This window comes from Kocuria sp. BT304, assembly GCF_003290245.1.
In the GTDB taxonomy this organism is placed as follows: domain Bacteria; phylum Actinomycetota; class Actinomycetes; order Actinomycetales; family Micrococcaceae; genus Kocuria; species Kocuria rhizophila_A.
In genome coordinates this window covers 892397-914628 of sequence record NZ_CP030039.1, presented here as the reverse complement: position 1 = coordinate 914628, position 22232 = coordinate 892397, and the positions used below count along the sequence as shown (strand labels likewise).

Below are 22232 nucleotides of genomic sequence, written 5' to 3'. Positions count from 1 at the left end.
AGCCGGCCGGGCGGCGTCGTCGTCCGGGGCGGACCGGCAGCGCGGGGAACCGGGGGCGGGCCCGGGACCCCCATAATGGGCGGGTGAGCATCGTGGAGAACGCCATTTACCGCAACGGCCGCAAGGTCGAGTCCCCCCGTTCGCTGGAGGAGACGTACACGCTCCTGCAGCGCGTGATCGACCGTTCCGAGGGGGACGAGCACGGTTCCGAGTCCGTCCTCGCGTGGATCGGGCTGTACCGGCCCACGCCCGAGGAGATCCGGTCCCTGGCCGAGCACTTCCAGCTCCACGAGCTCGCCGTGGAGGACACCATCCAGGCGCACCAGCGGCCCAAGATGGAGCGCTACGGGCAGACGCTGTTCACCGTGATCCGCCCGGCCGTGTACCAGGACGAGACCGAGACCGTGGAGATCGGGGAGATCCACATCTTCACCGGCCCGAACTTCGTGATCACCATCCGCCACTCCGAGTCCAGCGGGGTGAGCCGCGTGCGCAAGCGCGTGGAGGAGGACCAGGAGCTGCTGTGCCTCGGCCCGGACGGCGTGCTCTACGCGCTGCTGGACCAGATCGTGGACGACTACTTCCCCGTGCTCTCCGGGCTGGAGAACGACATCGACGAGATCGAGGACGCCCTGTTCGCCGGGCAGCCGAACGTGTCCCAGCGGATCTACGAGCTCGCCCGCGAGATCAACGACTTCCACCGCGGCGTGGCCCCGCTCAGCGACGTGATGCAGCGCTACTTCGCAGGGTTCACCAAGTACGGCACCCACCAGGAGCTGCAGCACCGGCTGCGGGACGTGCTGGACCACGTGATCGCGGTCAGCGGCAAGCTCGAGTCCATGCGCGCCTCCCTCACGGACGCCATGAGCGTGGACTCCACCCTCACCACGGCCCGGCAGAACGAGGCCGCGATGGTGCAGAACGAGCAGATGAAGAAGATCTCCTCGTGGGCGGCCATCCTGTTCGCGCCCTCGATCGTGGGCTCCATCTACGGCATGAACTTCAAGGCCATGCCCGAGTTGGAGTGGGCCCTCGGCTACCCCATGGCGCTCGTGCTCATGCTGCTCGTGGGCCTGGTGCTCTACGTGGTGTTCAAGGTCAAGGACTGGCTGTGAGCGGGCGGGCCCGTAAACCTGCGGGCCCGCCCGGTCGCCCGTTGGCCGTGAGCTCGCGGCGCTGCGAGCGGGCCCGACGGTCCGTCGGCTCGCGCGTGACGGGACGACGTCGCCCGCCCGGGTGACGCCCACCCCGCACCGAGCGCGCGCCCACCCCGGGCCGATACGCTGAACCGTGATGCACAATCTCGAATTCTGGCTCGACAAACCCTTCCGTGTGCTCCTGGTGCTGCTGGGGGCCGTGATCGTCTCCGCCGTGGTGCGCGTGGTGATCCGCAAGGTGACCCGCGGAATCGCGCGCGGCACGCAGTCCCGGATCGTCAAGCGCTTCGACCACGGGCAGTCCCGATGGGTCCAGGACGCCGGCGTCGCCGCGGAACGCCAGGCCCTGAGGGCGCGGACCATCGGGGCGGTGCTGGCCTCGGTGTCCACGATCGTGGTGTGGGCCATCGCGATCCTCATGATCATCTCCGAACTCGGCTTCAACATCGCCCCGGTGATCGCCTCCGCCGGGATCGCGGGCGTGGCGCTGTCCTTCGGCGCGCAGTCCCTGGTGAAGGACTACCTCTCGGGCATCTTCATGGTCGCCGAGGACCAGCTGGGCATCGGGGACTCCGTGGACGTGGGCGAGGCCATCGGCACCGTGGAGAACGTGGGCCTGCGGGTCACCCAGGTGCGGGACGTCAAGGGCACCCTGTGGCACGTGCGCAACGGGGAGATCCTGCGGGTGGGCAACCAGTCCCAGGGCTGGGCGCGCTGCGTGCTGGACATCCCCGTGCCCTACGACACCAACATCGACCTCGTGGCGGACATGATCGAGCACGAGGCCCAGCTGGTGCGCGACGATCCGGACGTGGGCCCCAGCATCGTGGCCGACCCCGAGGTGTGGGGCGTGGAGAACGTCACGGGTGAGAGCATCGTGATCCGGCTCGCCGTGAAGACCGCCCCGCTCGAGCAGTGGGACGTGGCCCGCGTGATGCGCGTGCGGATCAAGAAGATGCTGGACCGGGACGGGCTGCGCATCCCCCTGATCAACCAGGTCACGGTGCGCACCGGTTCCGAGCCGGAGACCCGCGCGGACATGCCCACCACGTCCTTCCCCGTGCCGCGCGTTCCCACCACGGGGCAGGTGCGGACCACGCCGGTCTACCCGCACGCCTCCCCCGCCCAGAGCCACACCCCGGACGGTCGCACGCCCAGCCGGGACGAGACGGGCGAGGGCACCAGCTCCTCGGAGCGCCGCGGGGACGGCTGAGCCCCCGGCCGCACCTGACGTCCCGTTCCCGCAGGCCCGGCTGACGCCGCCGCCCGGGGCCTTCTCCGCTCCGGTTGACGTGGTGCCGGACAACGCCCTCCGGTTCAGCGCCGCTTCTTGGAGCGGCTGTTCTTGACCTTGCGCCCGGGCTTGCGACGCAACCCCGGCTTGGTGCTCGCCCCGGCCTTCGCCCACCCACCGGACTGTGCCCTGCCGCTGCGCTTCGCGGGCACCTTCTCGCTCGTCGCGCCCGCCTCCGCCGGGGACGTCGTGCGCTCCGGGGCACCGGCGGCACCCTGGCGGGTGGTCATCGGCGCCGCATCCCGTCCGCCGTTCGCGGTGGCACGGACCCCGCACGGGTGTCCCCCTGTCTGGGACCCCGCGGACGACGCCGCGGGTTCGTCCCGCCCGCTGGACTCCTTGCGCCCGCGCACGATGCCCACGAAGCGCTGCACGGCGCCCTCCATGTCCTCGTCCAGACCCCGGGGCCAGACGAGGAAGACGGGAACGGTCGGGGCGTCCGTGAGTTCGCGGGCGGTGACGTCCTTGCGGGCGTGCAGCCGCGCCACGGACATGGGCAGCACCACGGGACCCACACCGGCGGCCGCGAGTTCCACGGCCATGGCGGCGACGTCGATGTCCGCGTGCGCCTGGGGTGTGGACTCCTCGTGGAGCTGCGCGGTGGTGAGGGTGTCCAGGACGCTCAGGACGTCGTCGGTGCTGAGCACGACCACCTGCCGCTCGTCGTAGAGGTGCACGGCGTGGTGGGTGGTCCGCAGCTGCTCCAGGGTGGGGTCCACAGACGACCAGCCGAGGCGCACGAAGCACGCGGTGACACTCGCGGAGTCCAGGGCCTCCCGCCAGCCGGCGGCCGTCAGCAGCTCGTCGCGCAGCACGGGCCGCAGGCGACGCTCACGCCACCGGCCGAGCCATTTCCCCGGCATCACGCCGGGAACGTAGCCGACGGTGAAGGCGGGGCCGGCGGCGTCGTGATCCTCGCCGGACCGTGAGTCCGGGCGGGGAAGGGCGTCCTCGTGCCCCGGAGCGGCAGCGGTCTCGCCCGGGGTCGGTGCGGCGGCGTCGTCGCCCGTGGGTGGTGCGGCAGCGGCGTCACCCGTGGTTGGTTCGGGAACGGCTTCCTCATGGGCCCGTGCGGCGGCGTCGCCGTGGGCCGCGGCGGGGGCACCGGTGCGGCCCGCCTCGTCGTGGCCGTCTGCGGAGCCCGCGGACGGGAGCTCGGGCGAGGATGGTGTGGGGTCCGCTGCGGTCATGGACCCACTGTAGGGCCAGCGCCGCGGCGGCGATCACGGGCCCGGTACGCCCGGTGCCCGGTGGATGTGCGAAATCGGCGCGGGAGGACTACAGTGACTCCTGTTGTTCGGGGCCTTAGCTCAGTTGGTAGAGCGTTTCGTTCGCAATGAAAAGGTCAGGGGTTCGATTCCCCTAGGCTCCACAGCAGTCCCCCGGACGAGCACCCCTCGACCCGCGGGCGACCACGAGAGGGTCCTGGAACGTCAGCGTTCCGGGGCCCTCTCGTCGTCTCCGATGATTCCTGACGCAGGGGCCGTGCATCCTGCCCGGGCAGCGACCGACCGACCGCGCGAGGATACGGTGGGCCCATGACCATCCTCGTGACCGGCTTCGAACCCTTCGGCGGTGAGACGGAGAACGCGAGCGGCGCGGCCGTTCAGCGCCTCGCCAAGATCAACGCCCCGGACGGCGTGCAGCTCGCCACGGCGATCCTCCCGGTGACGTGGTCCGGGGCCGCACCGGCGCTGCTGCGGGCCGTTGAGGAGCACCGACCGGACGCGATCGTGGCGGTGGGGGAAGCGGGTGGCCGCGCCGTCGTCACCCCGGAGCGCTGGGCCAGGAACCTGGGGCACGGGCGCATCCCGGACAACAACGGTGTGGTGCGCGACGCCGCTCCCCTGGCCCGCGGACCCGAACGCCTCGAGTCCCGCCTCGACCCGTTCGCGCTGACCCACGCCATCCGGAACGCGGGCGTCCCCGCGGAGGTGTCCGACGACGCCGGCGCGTTCCTGTGCAATGCCATCTTCTGGACCGCCCTGCACGGAACGGACCTGCCCGCCGCGTTCCTCCACGTGCCCGCGGCCAGGTCACGGGGAACGGCACACATCGGCGCCGAGACCGACCCGGAGCACGCGCACGCGGATTCCGCACTGGGTCTCGACGACATCACTCAGGCGCTGGCCGCCGCGGTGCACGCCGCGGCGCGCAGGACACACGCACGGCCGGCCTGAACACCCCGGTCACGCGGCCACCCATCATCGCGGGCCCCCGCGGGCTGGGGCGTTTCCCCGTGGACTGCACCCGGTCATGGCCGTTGCGCAGCGCAACGGCTCCCACTGCGGTGGAACGAAACGGCCCTCGCCGGGCCCGGGTGCGGTGGCACAGCAGACCTTGGGGCGATATCATCGCCCTATGGCGATCAGTCCCACCGACCTCCCCGCACTCGACGAGCGGGCCACCCAGGCCTACGCCCACCTCTTCCAGGCCCTGGGCGAACCCACGCGCCTGGCCGTCCTGCAGCACCTGGCCTCCGGCGAGCACCGTGTGCGGGATCTCGTGGGGCACATGGAGCTGGCCCAGTCCACGGTGAGCAAGCACCTCAGTTTTCTGGCGCAGTGCGGTCTCGTCCGTGCCCGCCCCGAGGGTCGCGCCACGTGGTACTCCCTCACGCACCCCCGCGACCTTGCGGGACTCTTCGCGGTGGCCGAGCAGCTGCTGCACGTGACTGGCACCCGCGCGACGCTGTGCTCCCACCTCCACCACCCGCCCGCGGACCACGAGCCCTTGCCGGACGGCCCCCTCTCCGGGGCCGTTTCCGGGCACTCGGACACGGGCGCCCCGCTCACCGGGGCCGCAGCTGCGCCGACGACGCCGCGGCAGGAGTCCCTCTGATGGGCGCCGGTCACACGCACGAGCACGGCACGGGAGCGGGCGACCACCGCGGACGGCTGTGGATCGCGTTCGGCCTGACCGCCGGAATGGTCGTGGCGCAGGCAGTGGGCTCCGTGCTCACCGGGAGCCTCGCCCTGCTCACGGACACCGTGCACGCCCTCACGGACGCCCTCGGCCTGCTCGTCGCTCTGGTGGCGGCCCACCTGATGCGCCGCCCCGCGAGCTCCAAGCACACGTGGGGCTTCCGCCGCGTGGAGGTCATTGCGGCGCTCGCGCAGGCCACCCTCCTGCTGGGCGTGGGGATCTTCGCCGTGGTGGAGGGCATCCGGCGGCTGCTGGAACCGCGGGACGTTCCCCCCACCGAGCTGCTGGTGTTCGGGGTGATCGGCCTGGCGTGCAACGTGATCGCCATCCTGGTGCTGGCCTCCGGGCGCGGGGCCAACTTCAACATGCGCGCCGCGTTCCTGGAGGTGGCCAACGACGCCCTGGGATCGCTCGGGGTGATCGTGGCCGCCGTGGTCATCGCCACCACCGGCTTCCAGCGCGCGGACACCGTGGCCGCCCTGTTCATCGCTGCACTGATCCTGCCGCGGGCGGTGACCATCATGCGGGAGACCGCCGCGGTGCTCATGGAGTTCACGCCGCGGGGCCTGGACCTGGACCTGTTCCGCGAGCACATCATGGGACTGCAGCACGTGGTGGACGTGCACGACGTCCACGCCTCCACGGTGGCCACGGGACTGCCCACCATCAGCGCGCACGTGGTGGTGGAGGACGAGTGCTTCCGGGACGGCCACGCCGCGGACCTGCTGCGGGACGTGAAGACATGCGTGGCGGAGCACTTCGACGTCTCCGTGCACCACTCCACGTTCCAGATCGAGACCGTGGAGATCCGCGACTCCGAGTCCCACGAGATCCTGCACGCCTGACCCGTGCCCGGCCGCCCCGGGGTGACCCGTGCCCCGCCACCCCGGGGTGACCGGCTGATCAGTCCCGCTGCAGGCGCCGCCACGCGAGCTCGGCGAGCGCCGCGGCCTGGGCGCCCAGCACGGCGTCGTCGAACAGCACCGTGGGCGAGTGGTTCCACCCGGGATTCTCCTGGGCCAGGTCCGGGGGGCTGCACTCCAGGAAAAAGAAGCAGCCCGGGACCTGGTCGAGCACGAACGAGAAGTCCTCCGAGCCCATGAGCGGGTTCGCGTCCAGTCGCACGTGGTCCTCGCCCACGAGCCCCGCGAGGGTGCCGGCCACGAACGCGGTCTCGGCGTCGTCGTTGCGGGTCAGCGGGTACAGCACGGTCCAGTCGACCTCGGCCCGGACGCCGTGGGCGGCGGCGATGCCGTGGGCGAGCTCGCGCACCGCGGCGGGGAAGGCCTCGTCACTGGCCGCCGAGAGCGTGCGCACGCTCGCCCCGAGGCTCGCACGGTCCGGGATCACGTTGAGGGCCTCCCCCGCGGAGAGCTGCGTGATGGAGGCGACCACCGGGTCGAACACGCTGAACCGGCGCGTGACCATCGTCTGCAGGGCGGTGCCGAACTCGAGCAGCGCGGGCACCGGGTCCTTGGCCGTGTGGGGCTGGGAGCCGTGCCCGCCCTCACCGTGGAAAGTGACCCGCATGTAGTTGGCGCCTGCCATGGCCGTGCCCGGGCGGTAGCTGAACAGCCCGCGCTGCCCCGGGAACACGTGGATGCCGTACGCGGCCAGGGGCTTCTCACCCGTGATCTCCAGGAGCCCCTCCTCGATCATGGGCTTGGCGCCACCCGGGCCCTCCTCCCCCGGCTGGAACATGAACACGATGTTCCCGGCGAGCTCCTCCCGGCGCGCGCTCAGCAGCCGGGCCGCCCCCACGAGACCGGCCATGTGCAGGTCGTGCCCGCACGCGTGCATCGCACCGTTGGTCGAGGCGTAGTCGAGCCCGGTCTGCTCCACCACCGGCAGCCCGTCCATGTCACCGCGCAGCAGCACCGTGGGCCCGGGCTTTGCCCCGCGCAGCACCGCCACCACGGAGGAGACCGAGCGCCCCAGGGTGATCTCCAGATCCAGCCCGTCCAGGGCGTCCACGATCCGCTGCTGGGTCCACGGGAGGTCGTTGCCCACCTCGGGGTGGGCGTGCAGGGCGCGGCGCAGAGCCACGAGCTCCGGCTGCAGGGATGCGGCATGGTCGAGGAACGTCATGGTGGAACTCCTTCACATCGGGAACGGATGGGTGGTGGTCGGTGGGCAGCGCGGCAACCCGGCCACGAAGGCGGCGGGCCGGCGCGCGGTGTCCGGGCAGCGTCGACGGACGAGGCCGGAACGAGTGCGGGCGGATCAGCCCCGCGCCACCCGCTCCCACGCCACCTCGGCGAGCGCGGCGGCCTGGTCCCCCAGGACGGAGTCGTCGAAGAGCACCGTGGGCGAGTGGTTCCAGCCGACGTCCGCGGGGTCCACCTCGGGCGGGGTGCAGTGCAGGAAGAAGTAGCACCCGGGGACCTCGCGCAGCACGAAGGAGAAGTCCTCCGAGCCCATGCGAGGGTCCGGGTTGCGGGACACGCGCTCCGGGCCGAACACCCGGGCGAGCGTGTCGCTCACTAAGGCGGCTTCGGCGGCGTCGTTGACCGTGGGCGGGTACAGCGGCGACCAGTCCACCTGCGCGGTGAGGCCGTGGGCTGCGGCGATCCCGTCCACGAGCTCCGTCACGAGCCGCGGGAAGCGTGCAGACGTCTCCGGGGACAGGGTGCGCACGTCCCCGGAGATCCAGGCGCTCTCCGGGATCACGTTGTTCACCTCGCCCGCGGAGAGCCGGGTCATGGTGGCCACCACGGGGTCGAACACGCCGAAGCGGCGGGTGACCATGGTCTGCAGCGCGGTGCCGAACTCGCACACGGCCGTCACGGGGTCCAGCGCGGTGTGCGGCTGCGAGCCGTGCCCGCCGCGTCCGTGGAAGGTCACGGTGAGGTTGTTGGCCCCGGCCATCGCGGTGCCGGGCCGGTAGCTGAACTGCCCCAGCGGTCCGGGGTTCACGTGGATGCCGTAGGCCGCCACCACCCGCTCCCCGGCGATGTCCAGCACGCCCTCCTCGATCATGGGCTTGGCCCCGCCCGGGCCCTCCTCGCCCGGCTGGAACATGAACACGATGTTCCCGGCCAGCTCGTCCCGGCGCGCGCTCAGCAGTCGGGCCGCGCCCACGAGGGCTGCGGTGTGCAGATCGTGGCCGCATGCGTGCATGGCCCCGTTGGTCGAGGCGTACGCCAGCCCGGTCTGCTCGACCACGGGCAGGCCGTCCATGTCACCGCGCAGCAGCACCGTGGGCCCGGGCTTCGCCCCTCGCAGCACCGCGGTCACCGACGTGATCGACTCGCCCTTCGTGAGCTCCAACCCGCACCCGTCCAGCGCGGCGAGGACCTGCTGCTGCGTCCACGGCAGGTCGGTACCCAGTTCGGGGTTGGTGTGCAGTGTGCGGCGCAGCGCCACCAGCTCGTCGTGGAGCCGGCGGGCGTCGTCCAGGAAGCTCACGTGGGGACTCCTCGGTCTCGGCGGGCGGGCTCACTCCCCGTCCGCGGGCATCCCCGCGAGGTCCGGTCCCGGTGCCAGCCGGATGGGACCGCGGGCTGTACAAGGGTCCACTGTCTCACCTTTCTGGGTGACCGTGATCTCACCCACACCGGCCATGTCGCCCGCCACGTCCCGGATCTGCGGCATGAGGTCCCGCCACTGCTCCCCGCCCAGGGTGCGGGCCACGTCCGACGGGCAGATGGTCTTGCCCGCCCGGTGCCGCAGCAGCGCGCGGATGGTCGCCGCCTCCCGCGCACGCAGCCCGTCCTCGGAGGGCTCCTCCCACCACGGTTCGCCGCGCTCGCCCAGCGCGACCTTCGCGTCCTGCACGCGGTCCCGCGCGTGCTCGTCCCTGGACTTCACGGCGCGCCGAGCGCTCATGAGCTCCGCGACCAGCTCCTTCCGGAATTTCTCGGGGATCCCGGTGTCCGTGGCCCGCCACTTCCGGCCGTTGACCACGATGTGGTGCCCGTCCGGGGTGCGATCCGGACCTGACGACGACGCCGCCGCGCCGCCTCCCTGCCCGTCCTCGCCCTGTCCCGCGAGACCGTTCGCACAGTCCTTGCCCGGCCCCGCGGACCCGTTCGAGCAGTCCTTGCCGGGTTCCGCGGACCCGTTTCCGCAATCCTTGCCGGGCCCCGCTGGCCCGTTTGCGCGGTCCTTGCCGGGCCTCGACGGCCCGTTCGCGCGCTCCTCGCCAGGCCCCGCGGACCCCTTCCCGCGTGCCTCGTCCGTGCTCATGCGCTCAGTCCCAGCCGGTGGATCAGGTGCTCGTGGCGCCGCAGCCCTGCGGCCACCACGGACGGGTGCTCCGCGTACCAGCGCAGGTGCTCGGCGGCGATGTCCTGCGCGGGAACGTGCTCTCCGTGGATGATCCAGTCCTCGTGCGGCCCGCCCTCCAGCTCGGCGGGGTCGTGCCCGAGGGCCTCGAGGGTGCTCGCCAGGATGGGTGCCCGGATGCCGCCCAGCAGCACCCGGCCCGGGTCGGGGACCGGCGCGGACAGCCCAGCCTCGTCCAGGACCGCGGACGCCACGGCCCGCAGCACCCCGTTGCCCGGGTGGTTGATCACGTGCACCGCGTTGGGCCCGGCGGCGTCCAGCAGGGAGGCGGCGTCGAGCGTGCGGTGGGCCTCCTGACGCAGCCGGAGCTGGTGGAGGGACTCCTCGCGGGCGGCCCGGGCGGCTTCGGCCGACGGCGGGATGAGGTCCACGCTCCGCTCACCACGGGCGGCCGCGGTGAGCACCCGGAGGTCGTGGTACGGCGCGATGGGCGGGTCCCCGACCCCGGGAGCGCGCACGATCGCGAGCGTGGGCATCAGAGCGGTCCAGCGCATCGCCGGCACCCGCACCACCCGGGCGTCCGGGGACAGCAGCGGCAGGACGTCGTCGGTGCCCAGGGGCAGCCCGCGGTATCCCGCGGCCACCGGCTGGGTGACCAGCAGGGACAGCCGGGGCAGCAAAGCGTGCAGGTGCGGCAGGTCCTGCTCCAGCAGCTCGTGCACCGGGGGCATCCGCACCCCGTGCCAGTCACCGCCGAGCGCCCCGTGCAGCAGCACACGCAGGGACTCCGCCTGACAGTTGCCGTGCACCGCGAACAGCGGCCGGTCCGGCAGCTCGCTCAGCCCGTAGAAGTCCCCGTAGTGGGCGCGGCGGCCCTCGTCCTGCGGGTCGAATCCCAGCTCAGCCATGGTGTCCCACCCTGTCCTCGAGTCGTCGGTCGGTGTGTGCGGCGCGCACCGCGCAGTCGGCGTGCTCGGACGGGGTGCGCCGCGGAGACGACTCCCCGCGGTGCACGGCGCGCACCGAGCGCACCGTGAGCAGCCCGGGCACGTCGCTCTCGCCGCGCTCGCACCACACCCGCAGGGGCTCGCCCAGCGTCAGCGGAGCGTGGGCGTCCGCGAGCACGAGGGCGCGCTCCAGCAGCCCGGCCGGCGGCTCTCCCTTGCGAACGCGCGGGTCCGCAGCCAGCGCGGCCGGAACGTCCTGGCGGTCCACGAACCACAGCCCGGCGTCCGTGTCCCGGAGCAGGTGGCATGCGGTGAGGTAGGCCTCGGCGTCGTCGCGGTGGCCGTGCACGCGCACCACCGCCCAGGGCTGCGCGAAGACCACCCCGATCCCGCGCGTGCTCGGCAGCGGGATCCGCTGCGCGAGCGCGAGGGTCTCGGCGTCCTTCACTGCGCGGGTGTCCGCGCGCCCGCCCAGGTCCGGGCCGTCGTGCCATGCCCCGGCCCCGGGCACGTGGACCAGGTTGGCCCCGAGCTGCCGGCACCGGTGGGCGAGGTCCCAGTCCTCGCCGCCGTAGCCCACGAGGGACTCGTCGAAGCCGCCGCAGCGCTCGAACAGTTCCCGGTCCACGGCCAGCAGCGCACTGATGACCAGCCGGAAGTCCTCCACGCCCGCCTCGCGCAGATTCGCGGTGCGTGCGTAGCCGTCCGCGAGCCACGCGGGGTCCTGCAGCCGCCACGCCCCGGGGACGTCCTCCCCCGCCACCCAGCGCAGCACGTCCTGGATCTCCAGCCCGGACAGCTCCGCGTGGTGACGGGACCCCACGGCGAGCGCCCCGTGGCCGTCGTCCGCGGCATCGCGACCCGTGAGCAGCGCGGTGAGAAAACCGGGCTCGGGAATCATGTCCCCGTCCAGGAACACGAGCACCGTTCCCGACGCCGCCCGGGCACCCAGGTTGCGCGCCGCACCGGCCCGGAAGCCCAGGTTCTCCTGCCGCACCACCGAGCACGCGAACGAGGTGGCGGGGATGGCGGGCGGGGTGGCGGAGCCGTCGTCGGCCACGACCACCTCCATGTCGTGCGCGGGCATGTGCTGGCGGGCGAGCGCGGCGAGCAACCGGTCCAGGCCGCGCTGGTTCTCGAAGTAGGGGACCACCACGCTCACGCGGGGCGGGGCGGCGTGCTCAACCGTCATGACCGGCCTCCGCCGCCGGAGATCTGCTCCCACTGCACGGCCGCGGCCACTGCACTGGACGGCAGGTCGGTGGTGCGCCACTCGTCCGGCGCGATCCACGTGCCCGCCGGGTCCTCGAGGGCGCGGCGCAGCGCACCGGGAAGATCGTCGGTGAGGGTGAGGGCCCACGGCGCCCTGGTGGCGAGCTCCTCGAAGAAGGGGTGGGGCGTCACCAGCGGGCGGCGCCCCGCGCTGATCCACCGCCCCACGGAACCGGAGGCCGAGACGTGGGCGGGAGCGAGCACCGGGACGGTGACCTGCTGAGCGGCACGGGTCAGGGCGGCGTGGTCCAGGAAGCCCGTGGCGCGGAACGTGTGCCCGGCGCGGCGGGCGGCGCGGTCCAGCTCCCCCACGAGGTCCTCGTGACCGTCCGAGGCACGCCCGAGCGCGAGCACGTCCACCGGCAGCGGCACCCCGGCCAGCGCCTCCACCACGCGGTCGTGGCCCTTGCCGGGGTAGAGGAAGCCGAGCATGGCCACGGTGGGGCGCTCGTCCACGGCAGCGCGCCCTCGTGCGGCCTCCCAGGGCCCGCGCTCGGGCGGGTCCACCGGGAGCGGCGCCACGAGCACGTCGGGAACGAGGGACGCCGGGACGTGGCGGCGCAGCAGCTCGCGCTCGAAGGAGCTGCTCACGACCACCGCGGACGCGACCTCCACCACCCGCGCGTAGCACGCGCGGCGGGCCTCGAACGCGTGGCCGTTGGAGGGCTGCGGGAGGTCGTGCAGGGTCACGGTCACCGGCCGCGCGCGGGCGATGCCGGCCACCGCCTCCGCCGCCGCGGCCGGCGTGGGGCCGAAGATCCTGTCGGTGAAGTGCAGGTGCACCGCGCAGCGCTCGCCCAGCAGCTCGGACCGCACGCGCTCCAGCGGCCCGGCGAGCACCCGGGCGTGCGGCGTGTGGGCCGCGAGGTTCTCCGCGTGCATCCGCACGCCGTGCTGGGCGGGGCCCACGCAGGCCAGGAGGGGTGCTGTCACACGCCCACTGTAGCGAGCGCCCCGGCTCAGCACCGCCGGCGCGCAGGCACGTGGAGGGAGGTCGCCGTGCGCGGTGAGCGGAATCATACCCACCGGGCAAACTCTGCACTTGTGCAAGTTTGCACGAGTGCATAATGTGTACCCGTGACCACACCCCAGCCGTCCCTGCGTGAACGCAACCGCACCCGCACGCTCGCCGAGATCCACCAGGCCGCCCTTGAGCTCTCCGCCGAGGGCCGCTTCTCGGACACCACCGTGGACGCGATCGCCGAACGCGCGGGCGTGTCCCGGCGCACGTTCTTCAACTACTACGCGAGCAAGGAGGACGCGGTGCTGGGCATCACCCCGCCGCGGATCTCCGAGGCCGCGCACGCGCGCTACATGGACCGCAGCACCGGCGACGAGTTCGCCCGCACCGTGCGGCTGTTCATGGACGTGCTGCGGGACGCCACGGGTCCACCCGAGCTCATGGCCGAGCGCCGCGCGCTGGTGGACCACCACCCCGAGCTCAAGCGCCGCATCGGGATGCACGTGACCACCGCGGAGTCCCTCGTGGTCTCCACGGTCGCGGAGCACTCCGGGCGCGGCCCCACGCCCCGTTCCGAGGAGACCACGCACGCTTTCGTGCTGCTGGCCGGCTCGGTCATCAAGTTCGCATTCCGCACCGACACCCACCTGGCTGCCGTGTCCGACGACGCCGCCGTCCAGCGCGCGCTCGACCACGCCATCGGTGTCTTCCGCACCGCTCTCAAGGAGATCTCATGACCGCCACCGCCACCCGGGCTGTGTCCAGCCCTCCCGTGGACGAGAAACCACCCCACCTCGGACTGCTGTTCGCGAGCCTCATGGTCGTCATGCTGCTCGCGTCCCTCGGCCAGACCATCCTCTCCACCGCCCTGCCCACCATCGTGGGAGACCTCGGCGGTGTGGACCACATGAGCTGGGTCATCACCGGCTTCATCCTGGCGTCCACCGTGATGATGCCGGTCTACGGCCGCATCTCGGACCTCTTCGGCCGCAAGCCCGTGCTGATCGCGGCCATCGTGCTGTTCATCGCGGGCTCCGCCCTGGGTGCGGCGGCCGGGACCATGAGCTCGCTCATCACCGCCCGCGTGGTGCAGGGCCTGGGCGGCGGTGGTCTGATGATCCTCGCCCAGACCTCCATCGCGGACGTGGTCCCCGCCCGTGAGCGCGGCAAGTACATGGGTGTGATGGGCGCCGTGTTCGCCGTGTCCTCGGTGGCCGGGCCGCTGCTGGGCGGCTGGATCACGGAGGGTCCCGGCTGGCGCTGGGCGTTCTCCTTCAACATCCCGCTCGGCATCCTGGCCATCATCGCGGTGGCCGTGTTCCTCAAGCTGCCCCGGCGGCCCCGCGAGGAGCGCGAGCGCATCGACTATTTGGGCATGGTCCTGCTGGCCGGTGCCACCACGTGCCTGATCCTGGTGTGCACGTGGGGCGGGACCCAGTACGACTGGAACTCCCCTCAGATCCTGCTGCTGTGCGCCACCACCCTGGCCGGGGCCATCGCCTTCGTGATCGCCGAGACCCGCGCGAGCAGCCCCGTGATCCCCCTGTCCCTGTTCAAGGACCGCAACTTCACCCTGACCACCGTGTCCGGGCTCGCGGTGGGCGTGGCCATGTTCGGCGCGATCGGCTACATGCCCACCTACATCCAGATGGTCAAGGGCGTGGACGCCACCCAGGCCGGTCTGCTCATGACCCCCATGATGGCGTCCCTGCTGATCACCTCGATCGTCTCGGGCCAGATCGTCTCCCGCACGGGCCGGTACAAACTGTTCCCCCTGGTGGGCATGGTGATCATGGGCATCGGCCTGTGGCTGCTGTCCACCCTGGAAGTCTCGGACTCCACCGTGCGGATGTGCGTGTTCCTCGCCGTGTTCGGCGCGGGCATCGGGCTGAGCATGCAGATCCTGGTGCTCATCGTGCAGAACTCGGTGCCCAACCGGATCGTGGGCACCGCCACCGCCTCCAGCAACTTCTTCCGCCAGGTGGGAGCCACCGTGGGCTCCGCCGTGGTGGGCTCGCTGTTCATCTCCCGGCTGAAGGACCTGCTGGCGGAGAACCTGCCCAAGATCCCGGGCAAGTCCGCCGGGGCAATGGACGCCAACTCCTTCACCCCGCAGAGCGTGCACGGGCTGCCGGCCATGTTCCGCGACCCGGTGATCCAGTCCTACAACGACGCCCTGCTGCCCATCTTCCTGTTCATGATCCCGCTCGCGGTGCTCGCGTTCGTGCTGCTGCTGTTCGTGGAGGAGAAGCCCCTGGCCACCCGCGTGGACCTGAGCACGGGCGAGATCTCCACGGTCGAGGCCACGGCCACCGAGTCGGATGCGGCTGCGAGCACCTCGGAGCTCCCCGTGGACACCGCGCGTGAGCCGGAGGCCGTCACGGTCGGTGCCACGCCCGAGGCCACGCGCGCCCCGGAGGGCTCGCAGGCGTCGTCGTCACCGCAGGCAGCGGCGGCCACGCAGAGCGCGCCCCGCCCGGCCCGCAGGGGCCGTCGCGGCGGCCGCCCGGCACCGCGCCACCGGGCCTGACAAGGCGTTGCGGGGCCCGGGCGGTGCACGCCGTTCGGGCCCCGGAACCGGCCACTCCGCGCGGGCCGGGTGCGCTCGGTGGGACGAAGACTGCCTGTCCACCGCAGGGCCAGACATCACGGGCCCGAAGCCCGCGGGACAGCACCGCCCCGCCCCCGGGAGGCACACCGGGGGCGGGGCGGTGCTCGTCAGTCCTCCGAGGGCAGGGCGTCCCGCAGGTCCTCCACGAGGTCCTCGAGGATCTCCGCCGCCTCCAGCATCCTGTTGCGCAGCTCCATGAGCTCCACACCGTGCAGCACCCCCACCGCGTAGCGGTCCTTGCCGGTGCGCTGGAAGGAGCGGGCGGCGCGGGCCAGCCACTCCTCCATGACAGCGGCGTCGGTGATGACCCCGAGGTCGTCCTGGTAGTCCTTGGCCACCACGGCGGCACGCGTGCGCTTCTTCCCGGCCTTGGCGTGCACCCCGATCAGGGCCTCGGAGACGTAGCGTGCGGACTTGGCGGCTTTGCGGGTCTCGTGCAGCACGTCGAACGCCGCGGCGGTCTGCTGCGGGTCCTTGCCGGGCAGGCTGATCCGCTCCCCCACGTCCTGGGCCATCTGGCTCACGGCCACCTCGGCCCCGGCCTCCGGCGCGGTGGTGGTGGCCGTGACGAGCACCCGGTTCAGGGCCGCGCCGAGCACGGCCCTGGCGAAGTTCTTGTCGGAGAGCTGCGCGGCCCGCTCCGTGAAGCCCTCGCCCCGCCCGAGGGCTCGCAGGTCCCGGACCAGCTGCAGGTACTCGGCGCTGTCCAGCTCGCGACGCACGGCACGCCCCGTTCCCGTGCCCAGGTGCCGGGCCGCCTCGCGCAGCTCGTCCTTGGCTGTGGCGCTCAGCACCCCCGCCGGCTGCGCCTCGAGCAGCACGTCCAGCCGCTCCAGCGCCACCTCCTGGTCCCTTGCGTCCCCCAGCACGCGCGCCAGGTCCTTGAGACGCTGCTCCATGTCCGCGACCACGTCCTCCGCCACGAAGCCGCGGGAGGCCTGCAGCACGCTGCGCAGCGCCCGGGAGCGCACCCGCATCTGGTGCACTGCGTCCGGTGCGTCGATGCGCACCGCGAGGTCCCAGCGCTGCAGCTGCGCGGTGAGGTGCCCGATCATCTCCGACAGCGCGTCCGCCCCGGTGCGCTCTCCCGTGCTCCGGGACTCCTTCGGGGACGACGCCGCCCGCTCACCCGTGCCGGCGTCCGCTGCGGACCCGGCGCTCTGAGCAGCGGTGTCCTCGCGGTCCGCCGCCTTCGTGCGGTCCTTCGCGCCCTTCTTCCCGCCCTTCTTGCCGTGCATTGTGCCCGACTTCTTGCCGTCCTTCGTGCCCGCCGTGCCGTCGGTTTTCCCGTCCGTAGTGTCCTCGGAGGAGCCGTCCTGCCGAGCGGCATCCGCGCCCGACGGCGCCGCGTCCGTGGCGCTGCCCGGTGCCGCGAGCTCGGAACCGGTGCGGGCGTCGTCGTCGGTCGCCTCGGGCGCGTTCTGCGGGGAGACCACGCGGACGGTGTCCCCGCCGTCCTGGCCGAGGGCGCGCGCAATCTTGGCCACGGAGCTGGAGGGCTCCGCGCCCGCGGCGAACAGCACCGCCTCGACCGCGCGGAACACGGTCTTCGCCTGCTTCTCCGTGAGGTCCTCGCGGCTGAGCTCGACCTCGCACTCGGTCCACTCCCGGGTGACCCCGGCCCGCTCGTCCCGCGCGGAGACGGCGTCCAGGCACAGTTCCGCGTACTGGCCGTCCTCGCCGAGCACCGGGTAGAGGGTGCGGTGGGTGCCCACGGTGGCCACGGGGGTGAGCTCCTCGCCGAGCGTGAGCCCCAGCAACACCTTGCGCAGGGCGGCGGGCACGCGTTCGGGGGCGGTCTTCAGCGGTTCGAAGTGCAGTTCGCCGCGCACGGAGCCGGTCTCGTACTTCACGTGCCAGCCGTCGTCGCTGCCCCCGGTACGACGCCGCACGGCCACCTTCGCGCGGGCCAGCAGCAGCTCCGCGGTGTCGTAGTACGTGGCGCTCATGTCGTGCTCCACGGCCTCCCCCACCGTGAAGTGCTCGAGCTTGTGCAGCTTGAGCTTGGGCTTCTTCTTCCCGGCGACGTCGTACTTGCGTTCGATCTCAACCTGGTGGGTGACCATGGTGCTCCCTGTGTGGAACACGCCGCGGCCCTGGTGGGTCCGCGGCGTGCTGTCTGCAAAGTGGTGGGTTCGGAACGGGTCAGGCGCGGCGTCGCTTCAGGACGTCGTCGAGGTTCAGTGCGGCGGGTTCCGGCTCGCCCATGCGCACCGCGTCCTTGAGCGTGGTGGACGTGGCGGCGGGGCGCTCGGGCACCGGCAGCGGCTCGGGCTCGCGGCGGTGCACCACGGGGGCCTGGGTGTAGAGCGGCTTGGGCACGGGCACCGGCTCCCACGTGGCGGAGTCGGACGCGGTGGTGCGGGCCACCTTGAGGGCCTCCGCGCGCAGCTCGGCCACCGTGTAGCTGGGCTCGGGCGCGGGCTGCTGTACCTCGGCGGCCGCGGGCAGCTCGTCCCCGGCGGGCAGGTCCAGGGCGGCGTCGTCATGCAGCTGCTGCTCCGCGCGGTCCTGGCGGGCGCGGTCCTCGTGGTCGAAGATCGCGTGCTGGGCGGGTGCGCTGCGCTGCTCGGCGGAGCCAGCGGCGATGCCCGCCCGGTCGGTCACGGCCAGGTAGCGCAGCCCCGCGACGCACCCGGCGCCCAGCAGCAGCAGCACCACGGGCACGGCCCAGGTGACGGCGGTGAACGGCGCGGCCAGCGCGGTGATCAGGGCTGCGGCCACGAGCACCACGCCGGTGAGGAACACGATGGTGCGGTCCCACCTGATCCGCAGCCCCGCCAGGAACCCGTGCTGGACGGTGCTGGCGGACGGCGCGTGTGCCGTTGACTCCATGGCTGTCGTCTCCCGTTCGTGACAAAGATGTGATGGGGCGCTCACGCCCACTCTACTGGGCGCGGGGCGCGCGTGCTCGCGGGTGTGGACGGTGGGGTCGAGCTGCAGGTCCGGTGCCTCCACCTGGGCCAGCACGGGGATGCTCGTGCGCCGTGCCAGGTGCGGTGCGCACCACATGACACCCAGCACGATCACGGCCACCAGCACCGCTGAACTACTCACCCATGACAATCCCACCGACTAAGGGTAGGGCAGGCGCGAAGAATTCCCGCGGTGGAATAGGCGTGTTGCTCACATCAATGTAATTCGATGCTTCTGTGACGGTCCGTGACCCTCTCCCGGGCGCATCGTGGCCGGTCACGCGGCGGGTCCGCGGTGGGCGGTCATGGCCCGCGGTGCTCGCGTTCCCCGTCGGTTGACGCCCCGGACGACCCCCTGCGGAGGTGCTCAGTGGGGCGCGCGGCGCACGGTGATGCCGGTCTCGGAACCGGTGAACCGCTGCACCAGTCCGTCGGGGACCTCCTCGGCGGTGAGCGCGAAGCTGCGGTGGTCCGCCCACCGCCCGGCGATGTGCAGGAAGTCCTTGCGCAGACCCTCGTCCCGGAAGCCCAGCTTCTCGACCACGCGCAGGGACTTGGCGTTCTCCGGGCGGATGTTGATCTCCATCCGGTGCAGCCGCAGGTGCTGGAAGCAGTAGTCCGTGGCCATGGCCACCGCCATCGGTGCGATGCCCCGGCCCGCCTGGCCGCCGTCCACCCAGTACCCCAGGGTGGCGGAGCGGAAGGACCCGTACGTGATGCTCGAGACCGTCAGCTGGCCCACGAGCTCCTGCCGGCCCTGCCCCGGGTCCAGCTCCGTGATCAGCCACGGCAGGGTCTGGCCCGCGCGCGCCTGCTGCCGCATCAGCCGCACGAAGCGGCGGTACGACGGCGCCGCGGCACCCGCCTCGGGGTTGCTTGCCTCCCACGGCTCGAGCCACTGCCGGTTGCGCGCCCGCACCCGGTCCCACTGCTCCCGGTCACCCATGGACAGTGGGCGCAGCATCAGCTGCGCCCACTGCACCGTGACGGGCCACTGCGCCGCGTCCACGTCCGGAAGGGTCCTCAGGACTCGAGGGTCTGGGCGTAGTCCTTGATCCAGGAGCGTAGACCGGGGCCGAGGTCCTCGCGCTCGCACGCGAGTTCGATGTTGGCCTTGAGGTAGGACAGCTTGTCCCCGGTGTCGAAGCGGCGGCCCTTGAAGACCACGCCGTACATGCCGTGGGCGCTGTCCCCGCGGTCCGCGATGGTCTGCATGGCGTCCGTCAACTGGATCTCGTCCCCGCGGCCGGGCGCGGTGTTCTCGAGGATCTCGAAGATCTCCGGGTGCAGCACGTAGCGGCCGATGATGGCGAGGTTCGAGGGGGCGTCCTCGGGAGCGGGCTTCTCCACGAGCCCGTTGATCCGGACGTGGTCCTCACCCTCGAGCACCGTGACGTCCGCGCAGCCGTAGGCGCTGATGTTCTCGCGGGGCACCTCCATGAGGGCCACCACGGAGCCGCCCGTGCGCTCCTGGACCTCGATCATCCGGGAGAGCAGGTCCTCCTTCTCGTCGATGAGGTCGTCCCCGAGCAGCACCGCGAACGGGTCCTGCCCCACGTGGGTCTTGGCGCGCAGCACGGCGTGGCCGAGACCCTTGGGATCCTGCTGGCGCAGGTAGTGGATCTCGCCGAGCTCGGAGGCGTGCTCCACCCCGGCCAGCAGGGCGTCCTTGCCGGACTCCTTGAGCTGCGCCTCGAGCGCGGGAACGCGGTCGAAGTGGTCCTCCAGGGCCCGCTTGGAGCGCCCGGTGATCATGAGGACGTCGTCCAGACCGGCGTCCACGGCCTCCTGCACCACGTACTGGATGGCCGGGCGGTCCACGACCGGCAGCATCTCCTTGGGCATGGCCTTGGTGGCGGGCAGGAACCGGGTGCCCAGCCCCGCCGCGGGAATGACGGCCTTGTGAACGCGCTTCGTCTCGTGTGGGCTCATGGACTTAGGGTAAAGCACGACACATCGGCGCTGGCGCTCCAACCCCCGTGTGGTGCGGTGAGTCCGCTGATGTACTCCCAAGAGCGGACACTCACGGCAGGAGCACGCGGATGGGGCAGCCCGGAGGTGGGACCCACGAGAAGGCGCGGCTGCGTGCGCAGGTGCGGCAGCGGCGTCGTCGTCGCAGCGCCGGGGCGCGCCACGCCGCACAGGCGGGCTTCGCGGCGCAGCTCGCGCGGGTGCTCGCACAGACGGGCCCGGGCGACGTCGCCGCGTTCCTCCCCCTGCCCGACGAACCGCCGCTGCTGCCCGGGCTGGAGGCCGCGCACGCGGCGGGACGACGCGTGTGGCTGCCGGTCGTGGAGCCGGGGCACCGGCTCGCGTGGGTGCAGTGGCACCCGGGCGCCGAGCTCGTGGCCGGGTCCCTGCCGGGGCTGCTGGAACCGGCCGGACCCCGCCGGGAGCTGGACGTCTTCGCCGCGGTGCGGCTGCTGCTCGTGCCGGTGGTGGCGGTGGACCGCGACGGCGTGCGGCTCGGCTTCGGCGGCGGCTACTACGACCGCTTCCTGGAAGGTCTCGGGAGCGCGGGACACCGGCCGCGGACCATGGCGTGCTGCTTCGCGGACGAGGTGCTCCCCGCCGGGCACGCGCCCCGGGAACCCCACGACGCCGTGCTGGCCGAGGTGCTCACCGAGCGCGCGGTGCTGCGGCTGGGCGGAACCGACTGAGGGGCTGCCGCGAGTAGGATGAGGGGTCGCCGAACCCCACCCCACCGAAGGAAGCCCCGTGCCCGTATACGCCTACGCCTGCAAAGACTGCGGCCATGCTTTCGACATCCGTCAATCCTTCTCCGACGACGCCCTCACGGTATGCCCCGAGTGCGGCGGGCAGCTGCGGAAGAAGTTCAACTCGGTGGGCGTGGTGTTCAAGGGCTCCGGCTTCTACCGCAACGACTCCCGCTCGGACTCCTCGGCCGGCGGGCGCTCCTCCGGCACCGGGAGCGCCGGGTCCGGGGACTCCGGCCCGCAGAGCTCCACCGCCTCGACCTCCGGTGACGGCGCCAGCTCCAGCGGGGCGGGGGCCGCAACCTCCGGCACGTCGTCAGCCAGCTCCTCGACCTCCGGCGGCTCCGGAAGCGGCAGCTCGGGCGGCGACGGGAAGAAGTGACCGCAGCCGCCGCGGGCTGAGGGCCCGCGGCATCCGCCCTGCCCATCCTGCCCACCGACGCAGCGCGGGCCAGAGCTGTCCACCGCTCCCTGATCGACGGCCGGGGCCCGGGTCACCCGTGCCTAGCGTGCGGTCATGAGCTCATCGTCTCGCCCGCACTATCCGCTCGGACTGCGCCTGCGCACGGCGGTGCGGCGCCGCCACCGTCTCGTGGCCGCCGCGCTGTGCGCACTGGCCCTGACACTCGTGGTCCTCCGGCTGGCCCCTCCCGGGGCCCGGACCGCTCCCGTGGTGACGGCCGCGCACGAGGTCCCCGCGGGCACTTCCCTGGGCGCGGGCGACCTGGTGGTCTCGCAGTTCCCCGAGGCGCTGGCCCCCACCGGGGCGTACGCGTCCCCCGCCGAGGCACAGGGGCAGACCAGCGCCGTGGCGCTCACCCCGGGGCAGCCCGTGACGTCCTCCACCGTGCTGGGCCCCGGCGTACTCACCGGCCAGCCGACGGGCACCACGGCCGCCACCGTGCGCGTGAGTGATCCGGCGGTGCTGCGGCACGTGCGCCCGGGGGACGCCGTGGACGTGGTGCACCACACGGACGAGGCCCGCAGCGCCCGGGGGCGCACCGCGGCACGGGCGGTCACCGTGCTGTGGGCGGCCGGGGCACCGTCCGGCACCGGCAGCTCGCTGCTCGCGGCAGGCACCGACGACGACGCCGGCCTCGTGGTCCTGGCCGCGCCCCGTGAGACGGCCGCGGAGCTGGCGTCCCTGGAGGGCAGTGGACGCGTGTCGCTCGTGCTGGTGTCCCGGTGAGAGCGCACATGGCACCC

The 22232-nt window shown here is 72.7% G+C and carries 21 protein-coding genes and 1 tRNA gene; 11 read left to right on the top strand and 11 right to left on the bottom strand.

All coding sequences use genetic code 11. The features are described from left to right. Positions 1-83 precede the first annotated feature (83 nt). The gene (gene corA / locus DNL27_RS04180) at positions 84-1115 is read left to right on the top strand and encodes a magnesium/cobalt transporter CorA (protein ID WP_112234774.1); all 1032 of its coding nucleotides are present in this window, start codon (positions 84-86) and stop codon (positions 1113-1115) included. Positions 1116-1293: 178 nt separating this feature from the next. After that, positions 1294-2370, top strand: coding sequence for a mechanosensitive ion channel family protein (locus DNL27_RS04175; protein WP_041297305.1), 1077 nt, complete (start codon positions 1294-1296; stop codon positions 2368-2370). Positions 2371-2474: 104 nt separating this feature from the next. Here DNL27_RS04175 and DNL27_RS04170 read toward each other — a convergent pair whose 3' ends face one another. After that, a complete protein-coding gene (locus DNL27_RS04170; RefSeq protein ID WP_112234773.1) occupies positions 2475-3641 on the bottom strand; it encodes a LysR substrate-binding domain-containing protein in 1167 nt (388 codons plus the stop codon). 109 nt (positions 3642-3750) lie between these two features. On the opposite strand from DNL27_RS04170, the gene DNL27_RS04165 reads away from it, so the two are divergent. From DNL27_RS04165 to DNL27_RS04150, 4 genes are all read left to right on the top strand, one after another. Continuing rightward, a tRNA-Ala gene (locus tag DNL27_RS04165) sits at positions 3751-3823 on the top strand. Positions 3824-3989: 166 nt separating this feature from the next. Further along, positions 3990-4631: a pyroglutamyl-peptidase I gene (locus DNL27_RS04160; RefSeq protein WP_112234772.1), complete on the top strand. Its 642-nt coding sequence runs from the start codon at positions 3990-3992 to the stop codon at positions 4629-4631. A gap of 181 nt (positions 4632-4812) precedes the next feature. After that, on the top strand, positions 4813-5292 hold the full coding sequence (locus DNL27_RS04155) for a helix-turn-helix transcriptional regulator (RefSeq protein WP_112234771.1): 480 nt from the start codon (positions 4813-4815) through the stop codon (positions 5290-5292). Beyond that, complete coding sequence (locus tag DNL27_RS04150) at positions 5292-6221, top strand: cation diffusion facilitator family transporter (RefSeq protein WP_112234770.1); 930 nt, start codon at positions 5292-5294, stop codon at positions 6219-6221. The genes DNL27_RS04155 and DNL27_RS04150 overlap by 1 nt, the downstream gene beginning before the upstream one ends. A 58-nt stretch (positions 6222-6279) precedes the next feature. Here DNL27_RS04150 and DNL27_RS04145 read toward each other — a convergent pair whose 3' ends face one another. From DNL27_RS04145 to DNL27_RS04120, 6 genes are all read right to left on the bottom strand, one after another. After that, positions 6280-7464 carry a M20 family metallopeptidase gene (locus tag DNL27_RS04145; protein ID WP_112234769.1) on the bottom strand — a complete coding sequence of 395 codons (1185 nt, stop codon included), beginning with the start codon at positions 7462-7464 and terminating at the stop codon, positions 6280-6282. A gap of 135 nt (positions 7465-7599) precedes the next feature. After that, positions 7600-8784, bottom strand: a complete 1185-nt coding sequence (locus DNL27_RS04140) for a M20 family metallopeptidase (protein WP_112234768.1) — start codon at positions 8782-8784, stop codon at positions 7600-7602. A 30-nt stretch (positions 8785-8814) separates the two neighbouring features. Beyond that, complete coding sequence (locus DNL27_RS12240; protein ID WP_204360329.1) at positions 8815-9564, bottom strand: DUF3253 domain-containing protein; 750 nt, start codon at positions 9562-9564, stop codon at positions 8815-8817. Then, positions 9561-10511, bottom strand: a complete 951-nt coding sequence (locus tag DNL27_RS04130; RefSeq protein WP_112234767.1) for a WcbI family polysaccharide biosynthesis putative acetyltransferase — start codon at positions 10509-10511, stop codon at positions 9561-9563. The genes DNL27_RS12240 and DNL27_RS04130 overlap by 4 nt, the downstream gene beginning before the upstream one ends. Next, positions 10504-11742 (bottom strand): glycosyltransferase family 2 protein, encoded by a 1239-nt coding sequence (locus tag DNL27_RS04125; RefSeq protein ID WP_112234766.1) that lies wholly within the window; start codon positions 11740-11742, stop codon positions 10504-10506. Before DNL27_RS04125 ends, DNL27_RS04130 begins: the two co-directional genes overlap by 8 nt. After that, positions 11739-12755: a hypothetical protein gene (locus DNL27_RS04120; protein ID WP_112234765.1), complete on the bottom strand. Its 1017-nt coding sequence runs from the start codon at positions 12753-12755 to the stop codon at positions 11739-11741. Before DNL27_RS04120 ends, DNL27_RS04125 begins: the two co-directional genes overlap by 4 nt. Positions 12756-12899: 144 nt before the next feature. Here DNL27_RS04120 and DNL27_RS04115 point away from each other — a divergent pair, with 144 nt between their 5' ends. Both DNL27_RS04115 and DNL27_RS04110 read left to right on the top strand, forming a co-directional pair. Continuing rightward, entirely contained in the window at positions 12900-13520 is a 621-nt protein-coding gene (locus DNL27_RS04115) for a TetR/AcrR family transcriptional regulator (RefSeq protein WP_112234764.1), read from the top strand. After that, positions 13517-15313: an MDR family MFS transporter gene (locus tag DNL27_RS04110; RefSeq protein ID WP_112234763.1), complete on the top strand. Its 1797-nt coding sequence runs from the start codon at positions 13517-13519 to the stop codon at positions 15311-15313. The genes DNL27_RS04115 and DNL27_RS04110 overlap by 4 nt, the downstream gene beginning before the upstream one ends. A 188-nt stretch (positions 15314-15501) precedes the next feature. Here the strand turns inward: DNL27_RS04110 and DNL27_RS04105 are convergent, their stop codons facing one another. The 4 genes from DNL27_RS04105 to galU form a co-directional block, all read right to left on the bottom strand. Continuing rightward, on the bottom strand, positions 15502-17460 hold the full coding sequence (locus DNL27_RS04105) for a CYTH and CHAD domain-containing protein (RefSeq protein ID WP_204360328.1): 1959 nt from the start codon (positions 17458-17460) through the stop codon (positions 15502-15504). A 79-nt stretch (positions 17461-17539) separates the two neighbouring features. Next, positions 17540-18451: a hypothetical protein gene (locus tag DNL27_RS04100; protein WP_239494443.1), complete on the bottom strand. Its 912-nt coding sequence runs from the start codon at positions 18449-18451 to the stop codon at positions 17540-17542. Between the two features lie 225 nt (positions 18452-18676). Continuing rightward, positions 18677-19318 (bottom strand): GNAT family N-acetyltransferase, encoded by a 642-nt coding sequence (locus DNL27_RS04095; RefSeq protein WP_239494442.1) that lies wholly within the window; start codon positions 19316-19318, stop codon positions 18677-18679. A gap of 14 nt (positions 19319-19332) precedes the next feature. Further along, positions 19333-20241, bottom strand: a complete 909-nt coding sequence (galU, locus tag DNL27_RS04090; RefSeq protein WP_112234760.1) for a UTP--glucose-1-phosphate uridylyltransferase GalU — start codon at positions 20239-20241, stop codon at positions 19333-19335. A gap of 110 nt (positions 20242-20351) precedes the next feature. On the opposite strand from galU, the gene DNL27_RS04085 reads away from it, so the two are divergent. The 3 genes from DNL27_RS04085 to cpaB all read left to right on the top strand — a co-directional run bounded on the left by DNL27_RS04085 (position 20352) and on the right by cpaB (position 22215). Further along, positions 20352-20969: a 5-formyltetrahydrofolate cyclo-ligase gene (locus DNL27_RS04085; RefSeq protein WP_112234759.1), complete on the top strand. Its 618-nt coding sequence runs from the start codon at positions 20352-20354 to the stop codon at positions 20967-20969. Positions 20970-21027: 58 nt separating this feature from the next. Further along, on the top strand, positions 21028-21408 hold the full coding sequence (locus tag DNL27_RS04080) for an FmdB family zinc ribbon protein (protein WP_112234758.1): 381 nt from the start codon (positions 21028-21030) through the stop codon (positions 21406-21408). Positions 21409-21543: 135 nt separating this feature from the next. Next, entirely contained in the window at positions 21544-22215 is a 672-nt protein-coding gene (gene cpaB, locus DNL27_RS04075; protein WP_112234757.1) for a Flp pilus assembly protein CpaB, read from the top strand. Positions 22216-22232: the final 17 nt, after the last annotated feature.

What these genes read in the sequence shown, in the direction of transcription:
- DNL27_RS04150 (WP_112234770.1), top strand. Translation starts at nt 5,292, where the DNA reads ATGGGCGCCGGTCACACGCACGAGCACGGCACGGGAGCGGGCGACCAC.
- DNL27_RS04155 (WP_112234771.1), top strand. Translation starts at nt 4,813, where the DNA reads ATGGCGATCAGTCCCACCGACCTCCCCGCACTCGACGAGCGGGCCACC.
- DNL27_RS04160 (WP_112234772.1), top strand. Translation starts at nt 3,990, where the DNA reads ATGACCATCCTCGTGACCGGCTTCGAACCCTTCGGCGGTGAGACGGAG.
- DNL27_RS04085 (WP_112234759.1), top strand. Translation starts at nt 20,352, where the DNA reads ATGGGGCAGCCCGGAGGTGGGACCCACGAGAAGGCGCGGCTGCGTGCG.
- DNL27_RS04105 (WP_204360328.1), bottom strand. Translation starts at nt 17,460, where the DNA reads ATGGTCACCCACCAGGTTGAGATCGAACGCAAGTACGACGTCGCCGGG.
- DNL27_RS04130 (WP_112234767.1), bottom strand. Translation starts at nt 10,511, where the DNA reads ATGGCTGAGCTGGGATTCGACCCGCAGGACGAGGGCCGCCGCGCCCAC.
- DNL27_RS04110 (WP_112234763.1), top strand. Translation starts at nt 13,517, where the DNA reads ATGACCGCCACCGCCACCCGGGCTGTGTCCAGCCCTCCCGTGGACGAG.
- DNL27_RS04175 (WP_041297305.1), top strand. Translation starts at nt 1,294, where the DNA reads ATGCACAATCTCGAATTCTGGCTCGACAAACCCTTCCGTGTGCTCCTG.
- DNL27_RS04170 (WP_112234773.1), bottom strand. Translation starts at nt 3,641, where the DNA reads ATGACCGCAGCGGACCCCACACCATCCTCGCCCGAGCTCCCGTCCGCG.
- galU (WP_112234760.1), bottom strand. Translation starts at nt 20,241, where the DNA reads ATGAGCCCACACGAGACGAAGCGCGTTCACAAGGCCGTCATTCCCGCG.
- DNL27_RS12240 (WP_204360329.1), bottom strand. Translation starts at nt 9,564, where the DNA reads ATGAGCACGGACGAGGCACGCGGGAAGGGGTCCGCGGGGCCTGGCGAG.
- DNL27_RS04125 (WP_112234766.1), bottom strand. Translation starts at nt 11,742, where the DNA reads ATGACGGTTGAGCACGCCGCCCCGCCCCGCGTGAGCGTGGTGGTCCCC.
- DNL27_RS04145 (WP_112234769.1), bottom strand. Translation starts at nt 7,464, where the DNA reads ATGACGTTCCTCGACCATGCCGCATCCCTGCAGCCGGAGCTCGTGGCT.
- cpaB (WP_112234757.1), top strand. Translation starts at nt 21,544, where the DNA reads ATGAGCTCATCGTCTCGCCCGCACTATCCGCTCGGACTGCGCCTGCGC.